This is a genomic window from Paenibacillus sp. FSL L8-0436 (assembly GCF_038593025.1).
Taxonomy (GTDB): domain Bacteria; phylum Bacillota; class Bacilli; order Paenibacillales; family Paenibacillaceae; genus Paenibacillus_AQ.
In genome coordinates this window covers 4,618,065-4,640,272 of sequence record NZ_CP151955.1, presented here as the reverse complement: position 1 = coordinate 4,640,272, position 22,208 = coordinate 4,618,065, and the positions used below count along the sequence as shown (strand labels likewise).

General features: G+C 46.9%; 21 protein-coding genes. 16 read left to right on the top strand and 5 right to left on the bottom strand.

From position 1 onward, the window contains the following. Positions 1-23 precede the first annotated feature (23 nt). The 5 genes from NSS79_RS21295 to NSS79_RS21275 all read left to right on the top strand — a co-directional run bounded on the left by NSS79_RS21295 (position 24) and on the right by NSS79_RS21275 (position 5,064). The gene (locus NSS79_RS21295) at positions 24-1,172 is read left to right on the top strand and encodes a GDSL-type esterase/lipase family protein (RefSeq protein WP_342436037.1); all 1,149 of its coding nucleotides are present in this window, start codon (positions 24-26) and stop codon (positions 1,170-1,172) included. A 64-nt stretch (positions 1,173-1,236) separates the two neighbouring features. Next, positions 1,237-1,947, top strand: a complete 711-nt coding sequence (locus NSS79_RS21290) for a hypothetical protein (protein ID WP_342436036.1) — start codon at positions 1,237-1,239, stop codon at positions 1,945-1,947. A 21-nt stretch (positions 1,948-1,968) separates the two neighbouring features. Further along, positions 1,969-3,435, top strand: a complete 1,467-nt coding sequence (locus tag NSS79_RS21285; protein ID WP_342436035.1) for a YdiU family protein — start codon at positions 1,969-1,971, stop codon at positions 3,433-3,435. Between the two features lie 158 nt (positions 3,436-3,593). Then, on the top strand, positions 3,594-4,154 hold the full coding sequence (locus tag NSS79_RS21280; RefSeq protein WP_342436034.1) for an isochorismatase family protein: 561 nt from the start codon (positions 3,594-3,596) through the stop codon (positions 4,152-4,154). 100 nt (positions 4,155-4,254) lie between these two features. Beyond that, positions 4,255-5,064 carry a copper amine oxidase N-terminal domain-containing protein gene (locus NSS79_RS21275; RefSeq protein WP_342436033.1) on the top strand — a complete coding sequence of 270 codons (810 nt, stop codon included), beginning with the start codon at positions 4,255-4,257 and terminating at the stop codon, positions 5,062-5,064. A gap of 80 nt (positions 5,065-5,144) precedes the next feature. Here the strand turns inward: NSS79_RS21275 and NSS79_RS21270 are convergent, their stop codons facing one another. Continuing rightward, positions 5,145-6,023 (bottom strand): hypothetical protein, encoded by an 879-nt coding sequence (locus tag NSS79_RS21270; RefSeq protein WP_342436032.1) that lies wholly within the window; start codon positions 6,021-6,023, stop codon positions 5,145-5,147. Between the two features lie 166 nt (positions 6,024-6,189). Here NSS79_RS21270 and NSS79_RS21265 point away from each other — a divergent pair, with 166 nt between their 5' ends. Then, positions 6,190-6,510 carry a hypothetical protein gene (locus NSS79_RS21265; RefSeq protein ID WP_342436031.1) on the top strand — a complete coding sequence of 107 codons (321 nt, stop codon included), beginning with the start codon at positions 6,190-6,192 and terminating at the stop codon, positions 6,508-6,510. A gap of 54 nt (positions 6,511-6,564) precedes the next feature. On the opposite strand, the gene NSS79_RS21260 is transcribed toward NSS79_RS21265, so the two are convergent. Continuing rightward, a complete protein-coding gene (locus NSS79_RS21260; protein ID WP_231578298.1) occupies positions 6,565-6,657 on the bottom strand; it encodes a YjcZ family sporulation protein in 93 nt (30 codons plus the stop codon). 257 nt (positions 6,658-6,914) lie between these two features. Between NSS79_RS21260 and NSS79_RS21255 the strand changes: the two genes are divergently transcribed. The 7 genes from NSS79_RS21255 (at position 6,915) to NSS79_RS21225 (ending at position 16,193) form a co-directional block, all read left to right on the top strand. Further along, a complete protein-coding gene (locus NSS79_RS21255) occupies positions 6,915-8,171 on the top strand; it encodes an MFS transporter (protein WP_342436030.1) in 1,257 nt (418 codons plus the stop codon). Positions 8,172-8,401: 230 nt separating this feature from the next. Continuing rightward, positions 8,402-11,572, top strand: a complete 3,171-nt coding sequence (locus NSS79_RS21250) for a GNAT family N-acetyltransferase (protein ID WP_342436029.1) — start codon at positions 8,402-8,404, stop codon at positions 11,570-11,572. Continuing rightward, positions 11,559-12,434, top strand: coding sequence for an amidohydrolase family protein (locus tag NSS79_RS21245; RefSeq protein WP_342436028.1), 876 nt, complete (start codon positions 11,559-11,561; stop codon positions 12,432-12,434). The genes NSS79_RS21250 and NSS79_RS21245 overlap by 14 nt, the downstream gene beginning before the upstream one ends. A gap of 192 nt (positions 12,435-12,626) precedes the next feature. Beyond that, a complete protein-coding gene (locus NSS79_RS21240; RefSeq protein WP_342436027.1) occupies positions 12,627-14,183 on the top strand; it encodes an ABC-F family ATP-binding cassette domain-containing protein in 1,557 nt (518 codons plus the stop codon). A 232-nt stretch (positions 14,184-14,415) separates the two neighbouring features. Next, a complete protein-coding gene (locus NSS79_RS21235) occupies positions 14,416-14,898 on the top strand; it encodes a DUF2975 domain-containing protein (RefSeq protein ID WP_342436026.1) in 483 nt (160 codons plus the stop codon). 10 nt (positions 14,899-14,908) lie between these two features. Further along, positions 14,909-15,127 (top strand): helix-turn-helix transcriptional regulator, encoded by a 219-nt coding sequence (locus NSS79_RS21230; RefSeq protein ID WP_038593853.1) that lies wholly within the window; start codon positions 14,909-14,911, stop codon positions 15,125-15,127. Positions 15,128-15,332: 205 nt separating this feature from the next. Beyond that, positions 15,333-16,193, top strand: a complete 861-nt coding sequence (locus NSS79_RS21225) for a serine hydrolase domain-containing protein (RefSeq protein ID WP_342436025.1) — start codon at positions 15,333-15,335, stop codon at positions 16,191-16,193. 531 nt (positions 16,194-16,724) lie between these two features. Here NSS79_RS21225 and NSS79_RS21220 read toward each other — a convergent pair. Beyond that, positions 16,725-17,384: a histidine phosphatase family protein gene (locus tag NSS79_RS21220; protein ID WP_342436024.1), complete on the bottom strand. Its 660-nt coding sequence runs from the start codon at positions 17,382-17,384 to the stop codon at positions 16,725-16,727. Between the two features lie 155 nt (positions 17,385-17,539). Here NSS79_RS21220 and NSS79_RS21215 point away from each other — a divergent pair, with 155 nt between their 5' ends. Beyond that, complete coding sequence (locus NSS79_RS21215; RefSeq protein WP_342436023.1) at positions 17,540-18,439, top strand: LysR family transcriptional regulator; 900 nt, start codon at positions 17,540-17,542, stop codon at positions 18,437-18,439. Positions 18,440-18,564: 125 nt separating this feature from the next. On the opposite strand, the gene NSS79_RS21210 is transcribed toward NSS79_RS21215, so the two are convergent. Next, positions 18,565-19,551: a BtrH N-terminal domain-containing protein gene (locus NSS79_RS21210; protein ID WP_342436022.1), complete on the bottom strand. Its 987-nt coding sequence runs from the start codon at positions 19,549-19,551 to the stop codon at positions 18,565-18,567. After that, positions 19,529-20,461 carry an AraC family transcriptional regulator gene (locus tag NSS79_RS21205; RefSeq protein WP_342436021.1) on the bottom strand — a complete coding sequence of 311 codons (933 nt, stop codon included), beginning with the start codon at positions 20,459-20,461 and terminating at the stop codon, positions 19,529-19,531. Before NSS79_RS21205 ends, NSS79_RS21210 begins: the two co-directional genes overlap by 23 nt. 168 nt (positions 20,462-20,629) lie before the next feature. On the opposite strand from NSS79_RS21205, the gene NSS79_RS21200 reads away from it, so the two are divergent. Next, entirely contained in the window at positions 20,630-20,872 is a 243-nt protein-coding gene (locus NSS79_RS21200) for a phosphopantetheine-binding protein (RefSeq protein WP_038593838.1), read from the top strand. Continuing rightward, positions 20,869-22,203: a hypothetical protein gene (locus NSS79_RS21195; protein ID WP_342436020.1), complete on the top strand. Its 1,335-nt coding sequence runs from the start codon at positions 20,869-20,871 to the stop codon at positions 22,201-22,203. The genes NSS79_RS21200 and NSS79_RS21195 overlap by 4 nt, the downstream gene beginning before the upstream one ends. The last annotated feature ends 5 nt before the right edge of the window (positions 22,204-22,208 follow it).

The window sequence follows — 22,208 nt, the reverse complement described above, 5'->3', positions numbered from 1 at the left end:
AACCATAAATTGGAGGGAATTTGATGCACAAAAATGAAGCATTGCAGACATATCCATGCTCCGGGATCGAACATTTGAAGGTTCATGGCAGAACAACAGGCTGCCTGGACCCGGTAACCTTGTTCTGGACAGGAAGTGCGGTTGAATTCAACGTAAAGGCTTCGGAGCTCTGGATTGAAGTGGAGTCCGGATATGACCAGTACGAGCCTTGGATTAGTATACTCATCAACTCTGTACCTGTAAGCAGACAAATGTTAACCGCGGGAAGGTACTGGGTCTGTGTTTTCAGAGGGATGAATGAGGATACTGTGAAGAATGTCCGGGTTGTAAAAGATGTGCAGGCTATGAGCGGAGATCCGGGCTGCTACATGCAAATCCACGCCGTGAAGACGGATGGGGAATTTGTGCCTGTTGAAGCTAGGCCCTATAAATTTGAGTTTATTGGCGACAGCATTACTTCCGGAGAAGGCGTCATCGGAGCCAAAAGTGAAGAAGACTGGATCCCGATGTGGTTCAGCGCAATACATAATTATACGGCAATGACGGCTGACGCTTTGAACGCAGAATATCGGGTTATTTCGCAAAGCGGATGGGGCGTGCTTACTAGCTGGGATAATAATCCGCATGCCAATCTTCCTGAAACCTACGAGCAGGTATGCGGGCTGCTTGCCGGTGCGAAAAATGCAGCGTTAGGAGCTTTTTCAGCAAATGATTTTGATTCTTGGCAGCCGGATGTGGTGGTGGTTAATCTCGGAACCAATGATGACGGTGCTTTTCATTCTCCGGGATGGCACGATGAAGATAGCGGGAAGATTCATAATCAACGGCTAAATGAGGACGGGACTTATAATGAAGCGGATTTGGCGGCATTCGAGTTGGCTGTTGAGAAGTTTCTTCTGAAGCTCAGAACTAATAATAAAACTGCGCACATCATCTGGGCCTATGGAATGCTGGGCATCCCGATGATGCCGGCGATTCATCGTGGTGTAGACCGTTATGCCAAGAGAACAGGCGACAAGAAGGTTTCTGTATTTCAACTTCCGAATATGACGAATGAAACTATAGGTGCAAGAAGCCATCCGGGAGTATTGGCCCATAAGCAAGCGGCACAAGAGCTGACCGGTTACATCCAAGGAATTTTAGCGACATATAAATTGAACTTAAATACTTGAGATAAGGAAAAGGGGCAATGGAGGGGGATTTGGAACTGGAGGAGCGGTATTCAGGAGGTGCTGGATGAAGGAAAGATTTTGTAAAGCGTTGGAAAGTAATGATTTGGCTGAGATGAGAAAAATACCAAAAGGGGATTTGCACAACCATCTTCCAAGAGGCGGTAATAAGAAGTATATCGAAGAATGGGCCGGGGTGAAAATACCTGATTGTCCGAAGTTTAAAGATCTGGGCGAAATGAATCAATGGAATGCGCAATACATAAAACCATTATTTCAGGGAAGATTAGGGTATGAAAAACGTCTCGAAGCCGCATTTATGCAGGCAAAGTTGGATGGTGTACAGCTGCTTCATATGAGCGTTTCAATAGGAGAAGAGGCTGTTTATGATCAATCCATTGAGGATTTGGTTAAAGCATTAAAAAGGATTCATCAGAGTGTTGCTCGGGATGTTACTTTTGTACCGGAAATTGCATTCTTATCCTATACTCCTATTGATGAGATAAATGAAAAGTTAGATCAATATTTCGCTCAGAATTATTTCCAATCGTTGGATATGTTTGGCGATGAATTTGCTGTTCCTTCCTTCAAAAAAGTATACAGAAAAGCGAAAGAAAAAGGATTGCTGCTAAAAGCGCATGTAGGCGAATTTGGATCAGCTGAATTAGTCAAAGAGGCTGTAGAAGAACTTGAGCTCGATCAAGTTCAACACGGCATAGCTGCCGCCGGCTCGCAAAGCATTATGAATTGGTTATGTGATCATAAAATTGAAGAATAAATTTCGGATAAAGGAGATATTATGACGGAGAAAATAGATGCAGGATGGAATTTCGACAACAGTTATGTTTCTCTTCCCGAATCGCTGTATACAAGGCTCAAACCGGATTCTGTACGACTGCCGAAGCTGGTGATTTTCAATGAACCCTTGGCAGCATCTCTTGGGTTGAAGGGTCCGGCACTGCGTAGCGATGATGGTGCTGCAGTGCTCGCAGGCAACGAAATTCCTGAAGGTGCTGATTCACTTGCCCAAGCTTATGCAGGGCATCAATTCGGACACTTTAACAGGTTAGGTGACGGCAGGGCTGTGCTTCTTGGTGAACAGATTACGCCAGAAGGCGAGAGATTTGATATTCAGCTTAAGGGTGCAGGTAGAACGCCATACTCCCGCGGAGGCGATGGACGGGCAGCGCTCGGGCCAATGCTTCGCGAATATATTATCAGTGAAGCCATGCATGCGCTTGGTATTCCTACCACCCGCAGCTTGGCGGTAGTCACTACAGGGGAGCCGATATTCCGCGAGACCGAGCAGCCGGGTGCTATATTGACTCGTGTAGCTGCCAGTCATCTGCGTGTCGGTACTTTTCAATATGTCTCCGCATGGGGCACTGACAAGGATCTTCAGGCTCTGGCAGATTACACGCTGCACAGACATTATCCGGGAGCTGACTCTGATCCGAACCGTTATCTTGTGCTGCTTCGGGAAGTGATCAAACGTCAGGCCGAGCTGATTGCTAAGTGGCAGCTGGTCGGGTTTATTCATGGAGTGATGAATACCGACAACATGGCGCTAAGTGGAGAAACCATTGACTACGGTCCTTGTGCCTTCATGGATGTCTATGATCCTGCGACAGTATTCAGCTCGATAGATCTTCAAGGCCGGTATGCCTATGGCAATCAGCCGGGGATTGCTGCGTGGAATCTCGCAAGATTTGCGGAAACGCTGCTGCCGCTGCTGCATGAAGACAAGGGCGAGGCGATCAGCCTTGCCGAGGATGCGATTGCAGATTTTCAAGAGATATTCCTCAGCCATTGGCTCGCAGGAATGAGGGCGAAGCTTGGAATCTTTAACGAAGAACCGCAGGATGAATCCCTTATCGAAGGCTTGCTGGAAATGATGCAACAGTATCGTGCCGACTATACCCATACTTTCCGGGCCTTAACTTTAAATAAGCCGGAAGAAACGGTTTTGCATGGAACACCTGAATTTACCGGGTGGGTTGAACTTTGGCAGGCGAGACTGGGCAGGCAGGAGGAATCGCAAGACGCTTCGCAGCAGCTAATGCGCGCCAGCAATCCAGCGGTAATTCCACGCAACCACCGAGTAGAAGAAGCGCTCGAAGCAGCAGTGAGAGAAGAGGACTTTAGTGTGCTGGAGCGGCTTCTTGGTGTGCTTGCGAACCCATACGCCTACTCTTCAGATCAGGATGACTACAATTCACTGCCAGAGGAATCCACCCGACCCTATAGGACTTTCTGCGGCACCTGACTAATAAAGTCTTAAAGGTTCACCCTTAAGTGGATACACTATTTTTCTCGGGAGGTAGATATTATGAAAAACAATGCCAGTGAAAAAAACAATATGGGGATAACGTCAACTAATCATATCCGTTAACGTTCCCCGCCATCTGAAAGGGGAAAATCAATTTGAATCAGGTATTATTAATTATCGATGCGCAGCAAGAGTTAATTGATGGAAATGAACAGGAAAGTGCGGTAGTTAACAAAGCACAGCTTATCCGAAATATTAATAAAGTGATTGAACGAGCCCAAGAAGCAGGTGTCGAAGTTGTGTTTGTAAGGGACCTCGATGTAGCGGAGGGAAAAGGTGCAGGCTTTCAAGTGCACCATGAAATCAATAAGTCTGCGGATGCCAAAGTCTTTGATAAGCTGGCAACCAATTCTTTTCACGGGACAGGACTTCTTCAATACCTGAAAGATCAGCAGATTGGGCATGTGGTCATTATGGGTTGCAAAACTCAGCACTGTATCGATACTGCAGTCCGGACTGCTACGGTCAGTAATATGGATGTCACCTTGGTTGGGGATGGACATTCTACAACGGACACTGATGTTTTAAGTGCAGAACAGATCATCAGGCATCACAATAAAACGTTACATGGGCACTACAATGTCGAGCACTTTTCTATGGTCAGAGATTCCGAGGAAGATTTGTTTCGTCCCACACATGACTCTTATAGATCATAATTTGCAGACGGCACTTAAATGTGCCGATTTGTGCTGACTTTTCACAAGAAAATAAAAGGTGTCTTTACTACTTTATCTTGAAAGGTTGATACATGTGTTCATGAAACGAAAGATAATGATGCTTTGTCTTCTGATAACAACTTGTTCATCGATCCCTGTAGCAAATGCAGCATCCACTCCATCTGCACCGGTTAAATCACCATTATTGTTGAAAATTAATCAGTTCTATGTGGCATACACCGCTCCCCTCGCACCATATGTTGATAACAAAAATCGCCTAATGGTTCCATTGCGCAGCATATCTGATTTATTGGCTGCTGACGTGAATTATGATGCTAAGACAAAAAACGCTATGATCACAAGAAAGAACTATCTAAAGGAAGAAGAGAAGAACTATACTATAAAAATGACAGTTGGGTCAAAAGAGATTGAAATAAATAATGTGAAATCCGAGATGGATACCGTACCAGCTTTAATCAAAGAAAGTATGTTCATTCCATTGAGCGTAGTCACTAAAGCACTCCATATTGAGACTACCTGGGAACATAATAAAGGACTTGTAAGTTTAAATCTCGATCCGGCCTACTTGCCTTCGGGAGTAGTAAGTGATGAGGGACATCTCGGGAAATCCGATACGAAGGTTAGGCCTATAAACTCCACTATTCAAACGACAATCAACAAAGCCGGAATACCCATCATTAATGTAAATGTGACGGCCCTCAACGAGGGGGAATCGTCATTAGGCAAAGGAAACTATTTGCGTTTTTATGTTCAAGATTCGAATTTCGGTTCTTTTGATGTATACAATAAGGATCAAATCAAACCTGGCAACACATTCTCCGTTCAAACAACAAATACAATTCTTGCAGATTCACTAAGATATATTCTAGTTGATGCTTTTGCAGATTAATTTGTAGGATTTATGATGCTGCAAATACTGATAGGATGAATGGGAATAAGCCCTTGCCATTAATGGCAGGGGCTTTAATATTAGGGCTGTATCCATTCGCCAAATAACTGCTGCGCCTTGTCCCAATCCACCCCAAGGCCTCCGTACCATCCCGCCCACGGCATTTCCATGTCGGACCGGCCTCTTGTATTGTTCAACTGCAGTTCTCCGTTTACAATGTCTTCCCTATTGCTCCAACGATCAGCTTGAAGCTCCAACACCTGATTGGGCAGGATGCCGACCGTTGCCAGTGATTGCAGGATACCCCGGCGCACACCTGCCGTTCCTTTAACCAGCTTCATGGAGGTTAGGCGTTTCTCATATTTACCTGGAGTCTCATCTTCCGGCGCCTCAGCGAGACTGCGGAGCAGCCGATTAAAAACGGCAATATCCTCGCTACTCGGGATTATAGGCTCATTCTTTATGATTTGCGCAAACTCGGTTATGTCCACATAGGCGCCGATTGGACTATTTCCATATACATTCCCTAAGTGAATGGCATATCTAATATAGGATGCGTTTGTCCAGCCTTCATCGTTGTGGCTGAACCCGCACACTTTACAAAAGCGGAAACGTTCTGCTTCTTCATAACGATGCGGGCGGGTGTGAAGCATTTGGTGATAACTGGTCAAAGGGGAGATTCCCCGTGGGAAGCTGCCTCCTACACCTGTGACAAAAGCGGCGGCAATCACCTTCCACGAAAGGTTTGCATTCGCCTGCATCGAGGTCAGGCTGTGAATCACAGAATCATGTGTGATGTGCCCGATATCATTAGCCTGCCAATGGTGCTGTTCCAGCAGTTCACGATCGGCAGGTGACAGGGTATCCAACAGGTAGAGGCTTACTTCCCTCTCTCTGTCGTAATCGTAATTAGGGTACTTGTACAGCTTATTTAGTGCTTTAAGCAGTTTATGGTTCATATGAGCTCACCTCCCTAACAGTTTGTTTATAGTTATACCAAATAAAACGGGTTCATTTCAAATAAAAGGAAGGGAGGAGGTTCATAGAACTTTTTTCTAAAGCAACGAACCACGTAATTGCACTAGGCATATGATGTATTAGTTTATTAGGAAGGGAGTGTTAACCATGAGTTTTCAAACTGCAGGATATCAGCAAAAAGTTTTGTATCAAGCAGACAGCCAATCTGTTCAAAACTTAAAAAACATTAGAAGCCACCTACAGCATATATGCAAACAACATGGTAATCAAATTGTCAGAATTGAAACCCTGGACGGCCAAGTTTACGTCGGGAGAATTGTGCATTGTGACAGAGGCTTACTGTATTTCGCAGTTCCAAAGCAAGGAGGGCAGCGTGCTTTTTTCGGAAGTCCTTCTTACATTAGTGATGAGATGATTCTAACTCTTGTCCTGTACGAGCTGCTTGTCATTACTTTATTGTACACATAACATAAATGGGAAAAGAGCCTCCATTACGTAGGCTCTTGTTTTTTTAATATAATTTTAGAACGTTCTGAGAACAATTACCAACAGAATGTAAAGCACCAAGATGACAGTAGTAGAAGTATACCCTCCGAATCCTGCACAACCACTCATTATTGTTCCTCCTTTGCGATAACTTACACCCCATAATATGTATCTGTCCCTATCTCTGTAACGACTAATGCCTAATTTGTTTTTTTTTCTTGATCATCTTCGTCGCTCTTTTTTAAATCTATATCCAGCAATTTTTACAAATATCGTGTTATTTTTGCGATTTCAAGCCTTATACTTCCTTTATGAGTCACCTCTCCCTGTCCCAACTCACAGATCCTATACATAAAAGCATTCAGTTCATTCAGGAGGTCCAGTTTATGAGTACATATTCGAAGGAAGAAAAAAGCTGGATGTGGTACGACTGGGGTCATTCCGCCTACTCCATCATCATCTCGACGGCTGTCTTCCCGCTCTTCTACAAAGCAGCAGCTCAGGATGCTGGCATTAGTGCCGCGGATTCTACGGCCTACCTGGGATATGCTGTTGCAGTTTCGACGTGTATCCTTGCTCTGCTAGGCCCGATCCTGGGCACAATTGCCGATTATCAAGGGTTCAAAAAAACGTTTTTCGCCTGCTTCAGCTTGCTCGGCATAGTAACTACCGCGCTGCTCACGTTTATTCCGAACGACAGTTGGGAGCTGCTGCTCATCTGCTATATGTTCATCGCGATCGGGTCGGCGGGCTCCAATGTGTTTTACGATGCCTTCCTAGTAGACGTCACCGACAACGAACGGATGAATAAGGTGTCTGCCCGCGGATTTGCGATCGGGTATATAGGCAGCACGATTCCTTTTATCATCAGCATCGCGATCATTCTTCTTGCTGAGCAAGAAATTCTGCCGATCTCCGTCACGGTGGCGAGCCAAATCGCTTTCTTCATTACGGCCCTCTGGTGGGGCATCTTCACCTTACCCATGCTCCGCAATGTACACCAGAAGCATTACTTGAACCGCGAGCCGCGAATTATCGCGAACAGCTTCAAGCGTCTCTACGAGACCTTAAAGCAAATCAAGCAGCATCGCGCGATTTTCCTTTTCTTGCTCGCTTATTTTTTCTATATCGACGGCGTCGGGACAATCATTACGATGTCAACTGCTTATGGAACTGATCTCGGCATCAAATCGACTGATTTGCTTATTATATTGTTCGTCACGCAAGTCGTCGCTGCTCCATTTGCGATGTTGTACGGGCGTCTGGCGGATCGGTTCTCGGGCAAAACCATGTTATATGTCGGTATCTGCGTCTACATCATCGTATGTATCTACGCGTATTTCATGAAGTCGGTGTTCGACTTCTGGGTGCTTGCGATGCTGGTCGCCACCTCGCAAGGCGGCATTCAGGCGTTGAGCCGGGCTTACTTCGCACGGATGGTGCCGAAGGAGAACGCTAACCGGTTTTTCGGGTTTTATAATATTTTCGACAAGTTCGCATCGATTCTGGGGCCTCTTCTAATCGGAGTCACCGCGCAGCTCACCGGCCACACGAACATGGGGGTCTTCAGCCTTGTCGTCCTGTTCATCGCAGGTATTGTCATTCTCATGCTAGTGCCGGAGCCGGGAATGGGAATAGGTTAAGAGAGAACGATACTCCAATAAAACAGCGGCAGTCCGGACATAATTTCGTCGTCCATGGCTGCCGCTATTTCCTATAATAGGGTCAGACTGTGCTATGTACTCTTTAAGTATAAGAGTTTTAGCCCTCGTAATGGTCTTCCAATTAATAGTATAATGAGAACTTATAGGGCTATTATTGCTCTGCTAAAGAAGATTACATATCCATATTTGAAACATAAGGAGATGAGCTCATGACAGCAATTATCCCTACGGAACAAATCCGCATTATTGAATACGATCCTTCTTACGCTGGGGCGGTCGCGGAGATGTGGAACCGCAGTAACGAAAGCTGGGGCGGCGGCACCAACCACAGAACAGAAGACAGTGTGCGCAGGGAGATGGAGGTTTCAGCCAATCTTCATGTATTTCTCGCTGTCGATGGCAAAGAGGTGGTCGGATTCTGCAGTTTTGCACATTACCGCCAAGATGAAGGGGCTTTGTACGTACCGTTATTAAATGTGCGACCTGATTATCACGGTTACAAGGTAGGCCGTAATCTGATTTTGAACGCCGTCCGCAAGACCGTCGAAGCAGGGTGGCCTCGTCTCGATCTGTTTACCTGGGCAGGCAACACCAAGGCTGTGCCGATGTATAAGAAATGCGGATTCTTCTGGGAAAAAAATGAAGATTACGTCCATCTGATGAACTTCATTCCAACCGTTCTGCAGACGGAAGCGCTTGCTCCCTATTTCGAGGAGCTGGATTGGTACGCAGACAGCACCCGCGAACTTCCCATTCAGCCGGATGGCCGGCGGGAGCGTGGTTTTGATTTCTTTGATTACACTTGGCAAAAGGGAGAACTCTCCTTGCGGGCAGAATTCGAGAAGTCCGGTCGCGGGCTGACCGCTCTTGTTACACCTGACTATAAAATCTCCACTGAAATCGACGATCATGATCTTGTGTTTGGTTCCGCTTACAAGATTCGTTATGTGATCAAGAATCGTTCTGCTTCCGAGCTGGCGATTGAGATCAAGGGCCAGAACGACAAGAACATCCGGTTTGACCTCTCCGCTGCACATACGCTCGCTGCGGGAGAAACGGTCATTGTAGAGGGTGATTTCGAGCTTGGTCCGGTTCGGGAGGAGCAGAATGACAAGAAGACCCATCCGGTTGTGACGAGCCAATGGATCATCGGTGGCAAGCGGGCTGAGTTCCGTATTGGTGTAGCTCCGAAATTTCCGGTCAAGATGAAGATTGTATTGCCAACCCGGGAGCTGTATCCGGGCCTTCCGGCCGAGCTGTATCTGAACGTGGAGAATAACTTCGCCTCGGAAGCGGAGTTCGCTTTTGACTTGCCGGAGGAGGAGTTCCTGCAGTGGGGTGAACGTGCAGTACGCTTCACGGTTCCGGCTAAGAGCAAAGCCTCTATCCCGGTACCCTTCACCCTGTTGTCCTACGGGCTTTACTCACAAGATATTAAAGTGACGGCCGTTCCAATTGGGCAAAAGGCGTTCTCCTTCACAAGTAAACTATCCGTTCTAATGAAGGGAACGCAGGGCCGCTTCGGCGGGCAGGAGGGTGATCAGTGGGTCGCCGTGAACGGAGCCTTCTCGCTCCATATGAACAAGTCCGACAATGGAATGTGGATTGAATATCCCGGCTCCAGCCATAACTTCTGGTGGACCTTTCCGAAGCTAGGCAAGCCGTTCGCAGAAGAATTCTCTAAGAAGCAGGCCGTCAGCGTGAAGATTTACCCGGAAGGGGAGAGCCAGGTTCTCGAAGCGCTCTACGCGTCGGATGAATTCCCGGGTATGGAGATAACAACAGTGGCTAAGCTATTCGCAAACGGAATCGCTGAGTTTCATCATGAGATCTGCAACACCAGCAGCAAAGCACTGGATGAGAATATGTATGTACTGACGAATTTCGGCTTTTTTGGCAAGCGGCTCATCCTGCCGTATCAGGGACATTACGTGGACATGGGCGATGCGTACGCCGGTGATCCGGGTCTTTGGGACAGCGACCAGGTCACGGAGAACTGGATGTTCTGCAAGGAAGAGAACGTCACCTGCGGAATTTGCTGGGACCCTTCGCTGAAGCTGCTTCGCCCGGAATACACGCTTGGGCTTGAGCATAACCTTGGGCAGATTTCCGCAGGAGAGGTCGTGCGGACAAAGGCAACTGTGTTTGCACTAAACACCTTTCCCAAGTGGCCGGAATTCCGCGCCTTCGCCAGAAAGCAGAAGAATTCGGTCATCCCGGTGCTGGACGATCATCTGGAACTCACACTCGGCGGCGGAAATCCGTTTGCGGCGGGTGCGCTTCAGGCTGAACTACTCGAACGAAAGATGACCCCGCTTGCAGGAAGCCTCGAGCTGTATATGCAAAACGATCGCGGAGCGGAGCAGAGAGCGGCTGGTATCGAATTGCAAAGGGAGCAGGATTTACACTCTGCGGGCTTTGAACTCTCTCCTGAGGAAATGGGATCACCGGGACACAGCAACTCCGGCCAGAAGGTCCGGGTCGTCTATCGCGGAGAGGATCGCATTCAGGAGCGGTCGGGTCTCTGGTTCCCTCAGACGGAAACAACAGTTGTTTGCGAGATCGAAGAAGGTCCGGCGGGTCCCATTTATACGGTGAGTAACGGAGTACTCTCGATAGCTGCTGCCCCTCAGTTTGGAAGCGTGGTGCATTCCTTGAAGCACCAAGGGGAAGAATGGCTGGACAGCTCCTACCCGGAAGCCATTCCGCGTTCCTGGTGGAATCCCTGGTACGGTGGTCTCGGCGTAGGAATTTCCGGAATGGGTGGATTCAGCCGGCAGCAGGAGCCGAGAACCGCAGCGTGGGTGAAGCGGAAGGATGTTCATGGCAATGTCTGGAAAGGCCTGCGATTAACCACTTCTATCGAAAAGCAGGAGGCAAACCGGGGGATCATAATCAACCAGCATTACCTTATGCTGCCCGGCGTTCCGGTGCTCTGTATGCTGCATTCGGTAACCAACGGAAGTGGAGTGGTTCTGCCACAGTATTCGTTATCTGAGGAGAGTTACTTCAAGCCTTCACCTGTTTTTGCTGAAGGATGGATGGAATTCCCCGGGGAAGACAAATTCCTTCTTGGGAAAGTGGAAGCTCAGCTGGATTCCAAGGGGATCTTGCGGGTCGGTGCGGTTTCACGTAAGGATATGCTGCATGTTGTGAATCATTATCCCAACCAGAGGGCTTCAGTGTATGTGAACAATAAGGTGTTCACTCATGATGTGGATCATCATCTTCCACTTCTAAACGGAGAAACCGCTTGGACACAGCCAACCTTCTTGATCATGGGGGAGATCCCTCTGAATCCAGAGGATGTACAGGGACTTCTGAAGCTGGCCTTTGCCAGTCCCACTGACGAAAAGGAGAGCTTAAATGCCGATCATTGATATACACATTCATCTGTCTGACATCGACAGCTTTCATCAAACAGCGGCGGATCTGTCCAAGGTCGATTACACAGCCGCTGGCCTCAAGGCGGAATTTGACAAGAACGGTGTCGTTCTCGGCATTGGTATGGGGGTCACGGAACAGACGAAGGGTGCCTTTCCTGACTCTACTTCACCCAATCCGATGGGGCTTGATTTGGAAGCCAATGTTCCGCCGTTCTTAATGGAATGCGTTGGCATCAACCCGAACATGCTTGCAGGGGGCCATGTCCAAGAGGAGCTTGACCGAATCGAAGCACGGCTGCAAGCTCCCGAGGTAGCGGGAATTAAGCTCTACGCCGGGTACTACCATCATTACGTCTATGACAAAATCTATACACCCGTCTATGAGCTGGCTGCCAAATACGCCTTGCCTGTGGTCATTCATACCGGCGATACGTATTCGATGAATGGATTGCTTAAGTATTCGCATCCTCTTACCGTGGATGAATTAGCCTACCAGCAGCGGGGCGTGAACTTTATGATCTGCCATCTGGGCGATCCCTGGGTGATGGACGCTGCCGAAGTGGTGGCTAAGAATCCGAACGTCTATGCCGATTTGTCCGGCCTTGTCGTCGGCGACCGGCCCCATTTTGAACGATTTATGAATGAACCCTTGTTCATGGACCATTTCCGCCGGGCACTGGTGTACTCCGACCATTACGAGAAAATGTTGTTCGGTACCGATTGGCCGCTTGCCCCAATTGACCTGTATGCGGAATTCGTCCGCCGGCTTGTGCCTGAGCAACATCACGAGAAGGTATTTTACGAGAATGCCTTTGGGCTGTTTCCGCGCATCCAGCAGCGGATTGCGGCGCTCTGATACTTCCGGGGACAGCCCGGCCAGAGTGTAATGAAGCATAATTGAACAAGCCATCCCCGTAGATCGTATGAAGGGGATGGCTTGTTTTTGGTTAAGAGAAATATGCGAATTTTATAAAACCGTATGGAGTTGTGGCGCGTTAGCCTTTATAATATGACGAGTATAAAGAATAAAGGAAAAGGTGTTAAATACATGAGCATATTAAACGTAGAAAAGCTGAGTCACGGATTTGGCGACCGGGCGATCTTTACCGATGTATCCTTCCGCCTGCTGAAGGGCGAACATATCGGTCTGATCGGTGCCAACGGTGAAGGTAAATCCACCTTCATGAACATCATCACAGACAAGCTTCAACCGGACGAAGGTAAAGTTGAATGGGCTAAACGAGTGCGGACCGGATATCTGGACCAGCACGCGGTGCTTACCAAGGGACAATCGATCCGTGATGTTTTGCGCGGAGCGTTCCAGTATCTGTTCGATATGGAACAAGAGATGAACGACATGTACGGCAAAATGGGTGAGGTGTCCCCGGAGGAGCTGGAGCAGCTGCTCGAGGATGTTGGAACCATTCAGGACACATTGACGAGCCAGGATTTCTATATGATCGACGCCAAAATCGACGAAACCGCCCGTGGACTTGGACTTACGGACATCGGCTTGGATAAGGACGTCCATGACCTTAGCGGGGGGCAGCGGACTAAGGTGCTGCTGGCTAAACTGCTGCTGGAGAAGCCGGACATTCTGCTGCTTGACGAGCCTACGAACTATCTTGACGAGCAGCACATCGTGTGGCTGAAGCGGTATTTGCAGGAATACGAAAATGCCTTCATTCTGATCTCACATGACATTCCGTTCCTGAACAGTGTCATCAACCTAATTTACCATATGGAGAATCAGGCACTGACCCGTTATGTGGGGGATTATGACTATTTCCAACAGGTGTACGAGGCGAAAAAATCGCAGCTTGAATCTGCGTTCAAACGTCAGCAGCAGGAAATCGCAGATCTGAAGGACTTTGTTGCGCGGAACAAGGCCAGCGTGGCTACGCGGAATATGGCGATGTCCCGGCAGAAGAAGCTGGACAAGATGGAGGTTATCGAGCTCGCGAGGGAAAAACCGAAGCCGCAGTTCAACTTTAAGGACGCGCGCACTTCCGGCAAGCTGATTTTCGAAACGAATGAACTCGTGATTGGTTACGATTCTCCGCTGTCCAGACCGCTGAACCTGCGCATGGAGCGGGGACAAAAAATAGCGCTCGTCGGTGCGAACGGGATCGGGAAGACGACGCTGCTGCGCAGCATTCTCGGCCAGATTCCGGCGATCTCCGGTTCGGTCAAGCTCGGTGACCTGCTGGAAATCGGCTATTTCGAGCAGGAAATGAAGGATGCGAACTACAACACCTGTATTGAAGAAATTTGGACCGAGTTCCCGTCCTATACGCAGTTTGAAATTCGGGCGGCTCTTGCTAAATGCGGTCTGACGACCAAGCATATCGAGAGCAAAATCGCGGTCCTAAGCGGCGGCGAGAAAGCCAAAGTCCGTTTGTGCAAGCTGATCAACCGTGAGACAAATCTGCTCGTACTGGACGAACCAACCAACCACCTTGACGTGGATGCGAAGGACGAGCTACAGCGCGCGCTCAAGGCGTACAAGGGCAGTATTTTGCTGATCTCCCATGAGCCCGAGTTTTACCGCGATATCGTGACAGAAACCTGGAACTGCGAATCGTGGACGACAAAAGTGTTTTAAACAGCCGGCAACAGAGCTGGTCTGTTGTCGCAGGTTTGAGTGAACGTAAAGGGCGTCGCGCTTAAGTGACGAAAAGATAAAAGCTTAGCTTCTGCAGCATAGTGCTGCAGAAGCTTTTTTGGCTTTTGCTTATAACAATAATAATATATTTAAAATCACTAATTATTTATTGAAAAACGATAAATTATATGCTAAAGTCATATTAAATTTAAACATAAGTGAGGGGCTTTTTATGAAACGAGGAACAACACTCTTTTTAAAGGCAGCAGTTATTCTGATTGGAATCCCGGTTCTGGCTTTGTGTATATTTCTGGTACCTGAGATCGCAAATTTTGCAGCAGAATTGTATCCGGAGATGACGTACATCCAATTTCTCGTTTATCTCGATCTATATGCATCGGCGATTCCTTTTTACATTGCTCTGTATCAAGCTTTTAAACTTCTGGGCTATATTGACAAGAACAAAGCTTTCTCAGAATTATCAGTACGAGTATTAAAAAATATAAAATACTGTGCGATTACAATCAGCAGCGTGTATGTGTTAGGCATGCCACTCTTTTATCTCATAGCGGAGAAGGATGATGCCCCCGGAATCATAGTCATCGGATTGATTATTATCTTTGCCTCCATGGTGATTGCCGTTTTTGCTGCTGTTCTCCAAAGGCTTTTAACAGAGGCAATTGAACTAAAATCTGAAAATGATTTGACAGTCTGAGGTGAAAACTATGGCGATTATAATCAATATTGATGTGATGTTGGCTAAGCGGAAAATGAGCGTAACCGAACTTACGGAGAGGGTTGGAATCACGATGGCTAACCTGTCTATATTAAAAAATGGAAAGGCAAAAGCAATTCGCTTCTCCACTTTAGAGGCGATTTGTAAGGCTTTAGAATGTCAGCCTGGCGATATCTTAGAATACAAAAGTGACGAAGATACTAATTGACCTGAAATGTCTAAAAATAGTTCAAAGAAGCTTCTGCTGATGTTTTGGCGGGAGCTTTTTTGGTTGTCTTTAAGTTTGTGTAAACGGTTAGTAGATAGGATTCCTGTCAAATAGTTGCAGAGAAGTTGAGGAATAGAACGTCTAACTAAATGAAGAACGATGCTGTACGGAGTATGAAATAATACGAACATGAAGAGGAGAGGCAATGAAGAACTTATTTAGGAGAAAAGGCTTAGCACTAGCAAGTGTAATCTTGCTTATCGTAATCATTACTGCCGCAGTTGACAGGGGCGCGTTTGGAACGTTGTTTACGGTAGGGAAATATGATACTGAGGAGCATATGGTAGAGACCCTTATGGCCAAAACAGCGACTCCAGGAGTAGCCATAGTCTCATCCAAGCAGGGCAATACAGATTATAAAGTATATGGATACGCAGATGTTGACCTAGACAAGAAGGTCACTGAAGAATCGTTGTTTGAATTGGGATCAACGACCAAGGCGTTTACAGCTCTGGCTATTATTCTGTTGAAAGATCAGGGGAAGTTGGCTTATTCGGATTCTGTCTCAGAGTATCTTCCCCGTTTTGTCCCAACCTTTCAAGGAGAGCACGTGAATATTACAATTGATCAGCTGTTAGCTCATACAAGTGGGATTCCGTCTTGGAGTATAAGGTTAATTCCTGAAGGAACAACTGAGAATCTGCTTGACAAAACCATAAATAAGATTTCAGATATTTCATTGGATACATACCCGGGGGCAGAATATCAGTATGCAACTGTAAATTATGATATTCTGGCGATGATTATTGAGAAAGTTACAGGTACAAGCTATCAGAATTATGTAACTCAGAATATACTGGTTCCGCTAAAAATGACGGACAGTTATTTTTCAACAGGTCAGGAACAGAAACCGGATCAGCTTACCAGAGGATACCGGGTGTTTTTCGGCAAAAGCTTCCAATATGATGCCCCCAGATATTATGGGAATATTGCTGCTGGATATTTGGTGACGAATATAAAGGATTTGGAGCATTGGATGAATGCCCAATTAGGAACGGGTGATTAGTCACAGTGGAAGTAATCCTAATTATTCCTCACATTTTATTATGGATATAGGGAAACTTGAGGCCGTATTAGTATTAACTAATTTGAATTCAACTGCACCTTCGCTGATTGCACATAACCTGCATGAGAATATGAATGGTAATTCAATGAATAAATTTACATACGATGACAGTTATATATTGCTTGATTTGATCTTTTCGTTTCTGGCCTTACTAGCGGCTAATAGTTTATGTCTTAAGGTGATTAAATTAGCTGGAGGAAGCAAGCAAAATAAAAATGTTGAAAAGACAAGGAACAAAAGGATTATACTTGTTATTATCCTAAGAGCGATGTTGCTGGTATTGGTTATATTCTGGCCTTATCTGTTAAACAATAATTACTACATGATAAGCGTGTGGATGTCGTATTCCCTATTCCTATGGTTGGGCCTTGTTTCACTTAGCTGCATGTTATCGATTATATTGAATTTGAAAAAAATAGGAGTCCTTAGGAGCAATTTGTCCTAACTCAACCTGAACCGGTCTCCCATTTGCTAACAAGTAGCTTTACCCGTTCTGCTTTCCTGGTTCTGTGCTCCACGATAATGTGAAGTATCACCCAGCAAATCGACGTGTGGTATACCATCTATTACTTGTACTTTACATAATGCAGTGGAGAAAATATCCGGCATTTCCCCGATTTCCCACAGTGATTTATTGAGAAAATGAGCCATAATGACTTTTAAGGTCATTCGGTGTGTAACGATGAGCAGCTTCTGTCCCTGGTTATCTTTAAGGATGCACTCAACAGCGGGAATCACTCTTTGTTCTAGCTGTTCATACGTCTCGCCTAAGCTGACAGGAACATATAGATCAGGACTGGTGAAAAATCGAGCATATTGCAAGGGATAATTTTGCTCTATTTGCTCGGTTTTCATTCCTTCCCATATCCCCATATTGATTTCCATCAGCTCATCCAACTGTTGAATAGGCAGCGTTCGATTTCCCCTCAAAATTTGTGCGGTATGCAATGCTCTTAGACTGCTACTTGAATAGATCGCGCCTAAGTTCTCTCCCTCTAAACGCTCCTTCAACCATTCAGCTTGCTGCTTTCCCAGGGTAGTAAGAGCTGAATTCTGATGCCCTTGCATTCTTTTCTGCAAATTCCATTCTGTCTGCCCATGGCGGGTTAAATATAATACGGTTTCTGTCATGTTCGAAGCCTCCCTTATTTATAGTTGTAAGTATAAAATAAGAGAATATAAATAAATATTATATAATAATTAATATTCATAATGTATATTTATAGTTGTGAATTCCTGTTTGCACAAATTCAGTGTTCCATTCATATTGTTAGGAAGGTATCCAGATGAACTTTCATGTATTAAGATTGTTTTATTACGTAGCGATAACAGGTAGTGTAACCAAAGCCTCGGAGCGATTGCATATCAGCCAACCTGCGATATCCGCACAGATTCGTAAGTTTGAACGGGAGAATAACATTACGTTATTAGAAGTGAGAGGGAAGAGGATGGCGCTCACACCACTTGGACACAGGCTGATCCTGCCACTTGAGAAACTGTTTGCTATGGGTGAACAAATAGAGCAAATGATTGAAGATTATCACAAATTTCCGGTGGGGAATATCCGTATCGCAGGCAATTACCTTGCCACAAGCCTGCTCATTCCCAGATGGGCCTCCTTATTTAAACAACGGTTTCGCGACCTTGGGATTCAGATTTCGACCGCCAATTCTTACGAAACTATGGAAAAATTAATTAACTTTGAAGCGGACGTGGCTATTTATAGTGATATGGAGTTCCCTTCCCATAATACGGGAAACTTTGAGTACCGCGAATTGTACAAGGATGAGTACGTATTTGTGGTTTCTTCCGGGCATCCTTTTGCCAAGCAGCAGGTCTGCCTTGAAGACATGGTATCTGAGGCGTTTATTATGAGAGAGGAAGGCAGTGCGGCCAGAGAGAGACTGCTTCGGCTGTGCGAAGACAGAAAAGTAGGGCAACCCAAGATCGAACTGCAATTTAATGGTGTGAACGAGACGATTCTGGCCGTGATAGCCGGTTATGGAATTACCTTTGTCTCTTCCTTGTTGGCACAGCCTTATCTTGATCAGGGGACGTTAGCCAAGGTTGAAACAGGAGACACCGTGACCAAGCATTCCATATGGATGGCCAGCAGACCCAAGGCAGAGCAGGAAAGTTATGTTCAGTCGTTCGTTGCATTGGTCATGGAACAAATAGAGAAGTAGTTGTTTGAACAGAGATAAAAAAACTCAAGCCGTTAACGAATTCATAAAATCTATTTGATCTAAGCGTAATAAGAGAAGACCGTTCCTAATAAGGAGCGGTCTATTGGTAGTGGTCTATGGGAAATCTAACTCTTGAATGCGGGTTGGTTCACTAATTGCACCAGCTCAAGCAGCAGTTCTTCTTCCGAGTGAATGATTTCAAGCATTTTCTTATGGATTTTGCCGCGTTGTGCCGGTTTGTTACCCGAACACATCACCTTTATTATAAATTGATTCACCATATTCCACATCTCCCCGGCAATCCGGTAGCCCTCGGCAATTCGGATAAGCTCAGGCACTTCTTGATCAGCGGAAATAGCACTTAGGAAAAGGCTGTACCTTATCCGTGTGATCGGAAGGGTGTTGGCAGCCAGCAAGAAATAGGCACTATATTCCTCGGGATTCTCTGCGATTATTCCAGTCTCGAGGTAGGCATCAGCATAGGCGCTTAGATGCTCCGTAACCTGGAGCGGCTGGACTTCATGCTCTTGATTCAGCAGCGTATGCTCAAGGGCAAGGTGCCATTGCCCAAGGGGGCGCGATGGCTCGCACAGGCTGAACTCTGCGAAGAAATGGCAGGCGGACTCCCATTCATCCAAATCTACTGCTTCCAGGGGGCGGCCGTAGTAGCCATCCGTTAAATAAATCTTCCGGCTTGAACGATCGACGCCTACAGCCAGACAGGCATGTGAAGTATGCAGCCTACGGTAGGCCAGACACCAGGGGCAGCTATAGGAATCGAATCCTACCAGAACAGGCATGCCGCCGGCGAGCCGCTTCTCCAGCATTTCAAGCAGAAAAGACTTGTCCATCGCCGGCTCTTCCCGGTTGACATATGTGAAATTTATCCCATGATAAGCCGCCAGATACTCCTTGCTGATTCGCGGAGTAGATACCAGGTCGATGATGGACTGTTCTGAAGACTGTTGTTGCTTGAAGGAGAACTGCCAGGCATTGCCGTACATGTACTTGCTGTCTTTACCCTGCCATTCAGCCACTGATTGGATACAGTCATCGATACAGCTGCGAAGCGTAGGGTAGGGAGTGCTTTTAACGGGCAGGATGTTCAGCATAACTTTTCATCTCCTTGCCAGTTGAGAAATGACTGTGCCCCCAATTGCGGTAATTCCCCGGTGTCATCCCGCTGTATTCGCGGAACAAACGGTAGAAGTATTTCATATCTCCAATCCCGACCTCAAGCGCAATCTTCTGAATGCCAAAGTCTGTGAACATCAGCAGTGCACAGCTGTATTTCATACGTATTTCCTGAAACACCTGGATATAGGATTTGCCGGTCTTCAGCTTGAACAGTCTTTGAAACTGGCGCGAGCTCATGGAAATATAGCGGCTGATCTCCTTCAATGAAATTCTCTGCTTAAAATTGCTGACCATATATAGAATTACATCATGCAGCGGATCATCAGCCTGCTGTAAACGGTCTGAGAAGGGAACTCCCGCACAAGGCTCGACAATCCTTAGAAGTTCAAATAATAAGGGATACAGCCTCAAGGGATCTGCCGACGGGCAGTTGTTATGTAAGTCCTCCATGCGGCGGAACAAGGCCTCCAGTTCCCTTCCCTGCCCGTGGTATCCGAACCAGGATTTCTGCTCTTCCAGCAACCGTAACCGGCGTTGCTGTTCTTCTTCGAACGGCCCGGTGAAGAGCGCCGGCAAAGCGGCAGGAAGCTTGAACACCTCCGGACTCAGCATACAGTTCAGGATCCGCAGCGGCTGTGTTCCGCTCAGATCCCGGGGCTGGAACACATGGGATACCTCAGGCGGGATGACAAACAGATCGCCCTTCGCAATCTGTATTTTGTCCCCGGCGATAAGCTGAATGCCCTCTCCCTCAAGCACATATGCGATCTCCATGAAATCATGCTGGTGGAGAACAGATGTGAGCGATTCTTCAGTCAGCAACACTTGAACCGGTGAATTTGTGTCAAATAGATATTCCCCAGCAACTACCGGAAAAACCTCCATAGACGGACCTCCGTTTCAGCTAGAAGTAGAAGAATAAGTAAGATTAGTAGTCTGGAATCCATCTAGTATAACTGAATATTTTGGCGCATTCAACCATATATTAACAGTTTTAAATTTGGTATATTCTTTTCATTCCATCTAAGTAAGCACAGAGAAAGGAGTATACACATGCAGCAAAAAGTTATTGAAATCATAGCGGAAATCAAGGAGGATCCTGCATTATTGCAAACGCTTGACGGCAGCTCCGATTTGACGATTGACGCTGCTCTGGATTCACTACAGATTATTAATTTTATTCTTAGGATCGAAGATGAGTTCAATATCGAAGTTGATTTCGATACCTTTGATCTGGAGCATTTGAAATCGGTAGACCGTTTCACTGGTTATGTTGCCGGACTTACCGGACAATGAAGACTACGGTGCATTGCGGCAGCTTTGAGTCGGAACGGTACTGGCGGGAGAAAGACCTCGCCGCGTTGCCCTCCATTCCCGACCTGAGCGGGATGTCCATTGTGCAGGCTATGGATGAAATGCTGTTTGTATTCTGCGGCAGCGGCGACGTTCTGCTGACCCGTTACGGCATGAACAAAGCGCAGGTCGATTATTTGCATTTCCTCGGCTACGCATTCACTACCAATGTGTATCCGATGACATTGCAAGAGGAAGGTGCTGCGCAGGAGAGTCTGAATATATTTGAGCTGCTGGACAGACAGGACCCGGAAGGCCCCTTAGCCAGGATGATACCCGGGGGAGCGTCGCTTTCCCCTTTTGCCGTGCTTCCCGGAACGCAGAATGCCCTAAGGCGCTACCGCCTTCAGCCCGAACTGCCGGATGAGCAGACGGTACGCAGCGTAAACACCAAATCCTACTCGATTGCGATGCGGGACCGATTGTCGTTGCCGAACGTAGGGTTAGCAGTTGACAGCGTCCAGGAATTGCTGAATACCGGGCTGCAACTGCTGGACAAGGGCCCATTCCTGATCAAAGATGAGTATGGTGTTTCCGGCAAAGGAAACCAGCTGGTAGATTCCGGGCGGACCCTGCGCAGAATTGCCGGGTATCTGGAATCCGGCAGGAATAAGGAGAAGCGAATCCGTTTTGTACTGGAGCGGCTGCTCGACCGCGAAATGGACTTCTCCTGCCAATTTCACATTGATCAAGCAGGTGCAATCTCTATTGTGTCTGTGCAGCAACTGGTGAACAACGGGTTTGCCTTCGGAGAATCACAGTCTCCCGGCAAAACGCTGCTGGATAGGCTGGAGCAGGAGAATTATTGTGAAATCATGCACAGTATAGGGAGAAATCTCTACGAGGATGGCTATTATGGCGATGTCTGTGTGGATTCGATGCTGCTGCGCGACGGCACAATTGCGCCTCTGGTCGAGATTAACGCACGGAAATCGATGAGTCTGATCAAGCACGGCGTAGACCGGTATCTGAACCGGGAAGACATCCATACGGTTCTGATTCAGGTCCCGCTTGTTTCTATGGGGCAAGCCTCTTATGAAGTGCTGCTGCAGCATTTGGAGCAAGCGAATATTCTGTTCGGCGCGGAAAACGGGGAAGGCGTGATTCCTTTAACTTCAGGAACGCTTCATCCGCCGGGCAAGGAGCACTCCGCAGGCACCAAAGGCAAGCTGTATGCGGCACTCGCTTACCGCGATACTGCGCATAAGAAGGAGCTGTCGGTCAAGCTGGACGAGGCGCTGCAAAGCAGCGGATATACTATTTTGCGGAAATGAAGGGA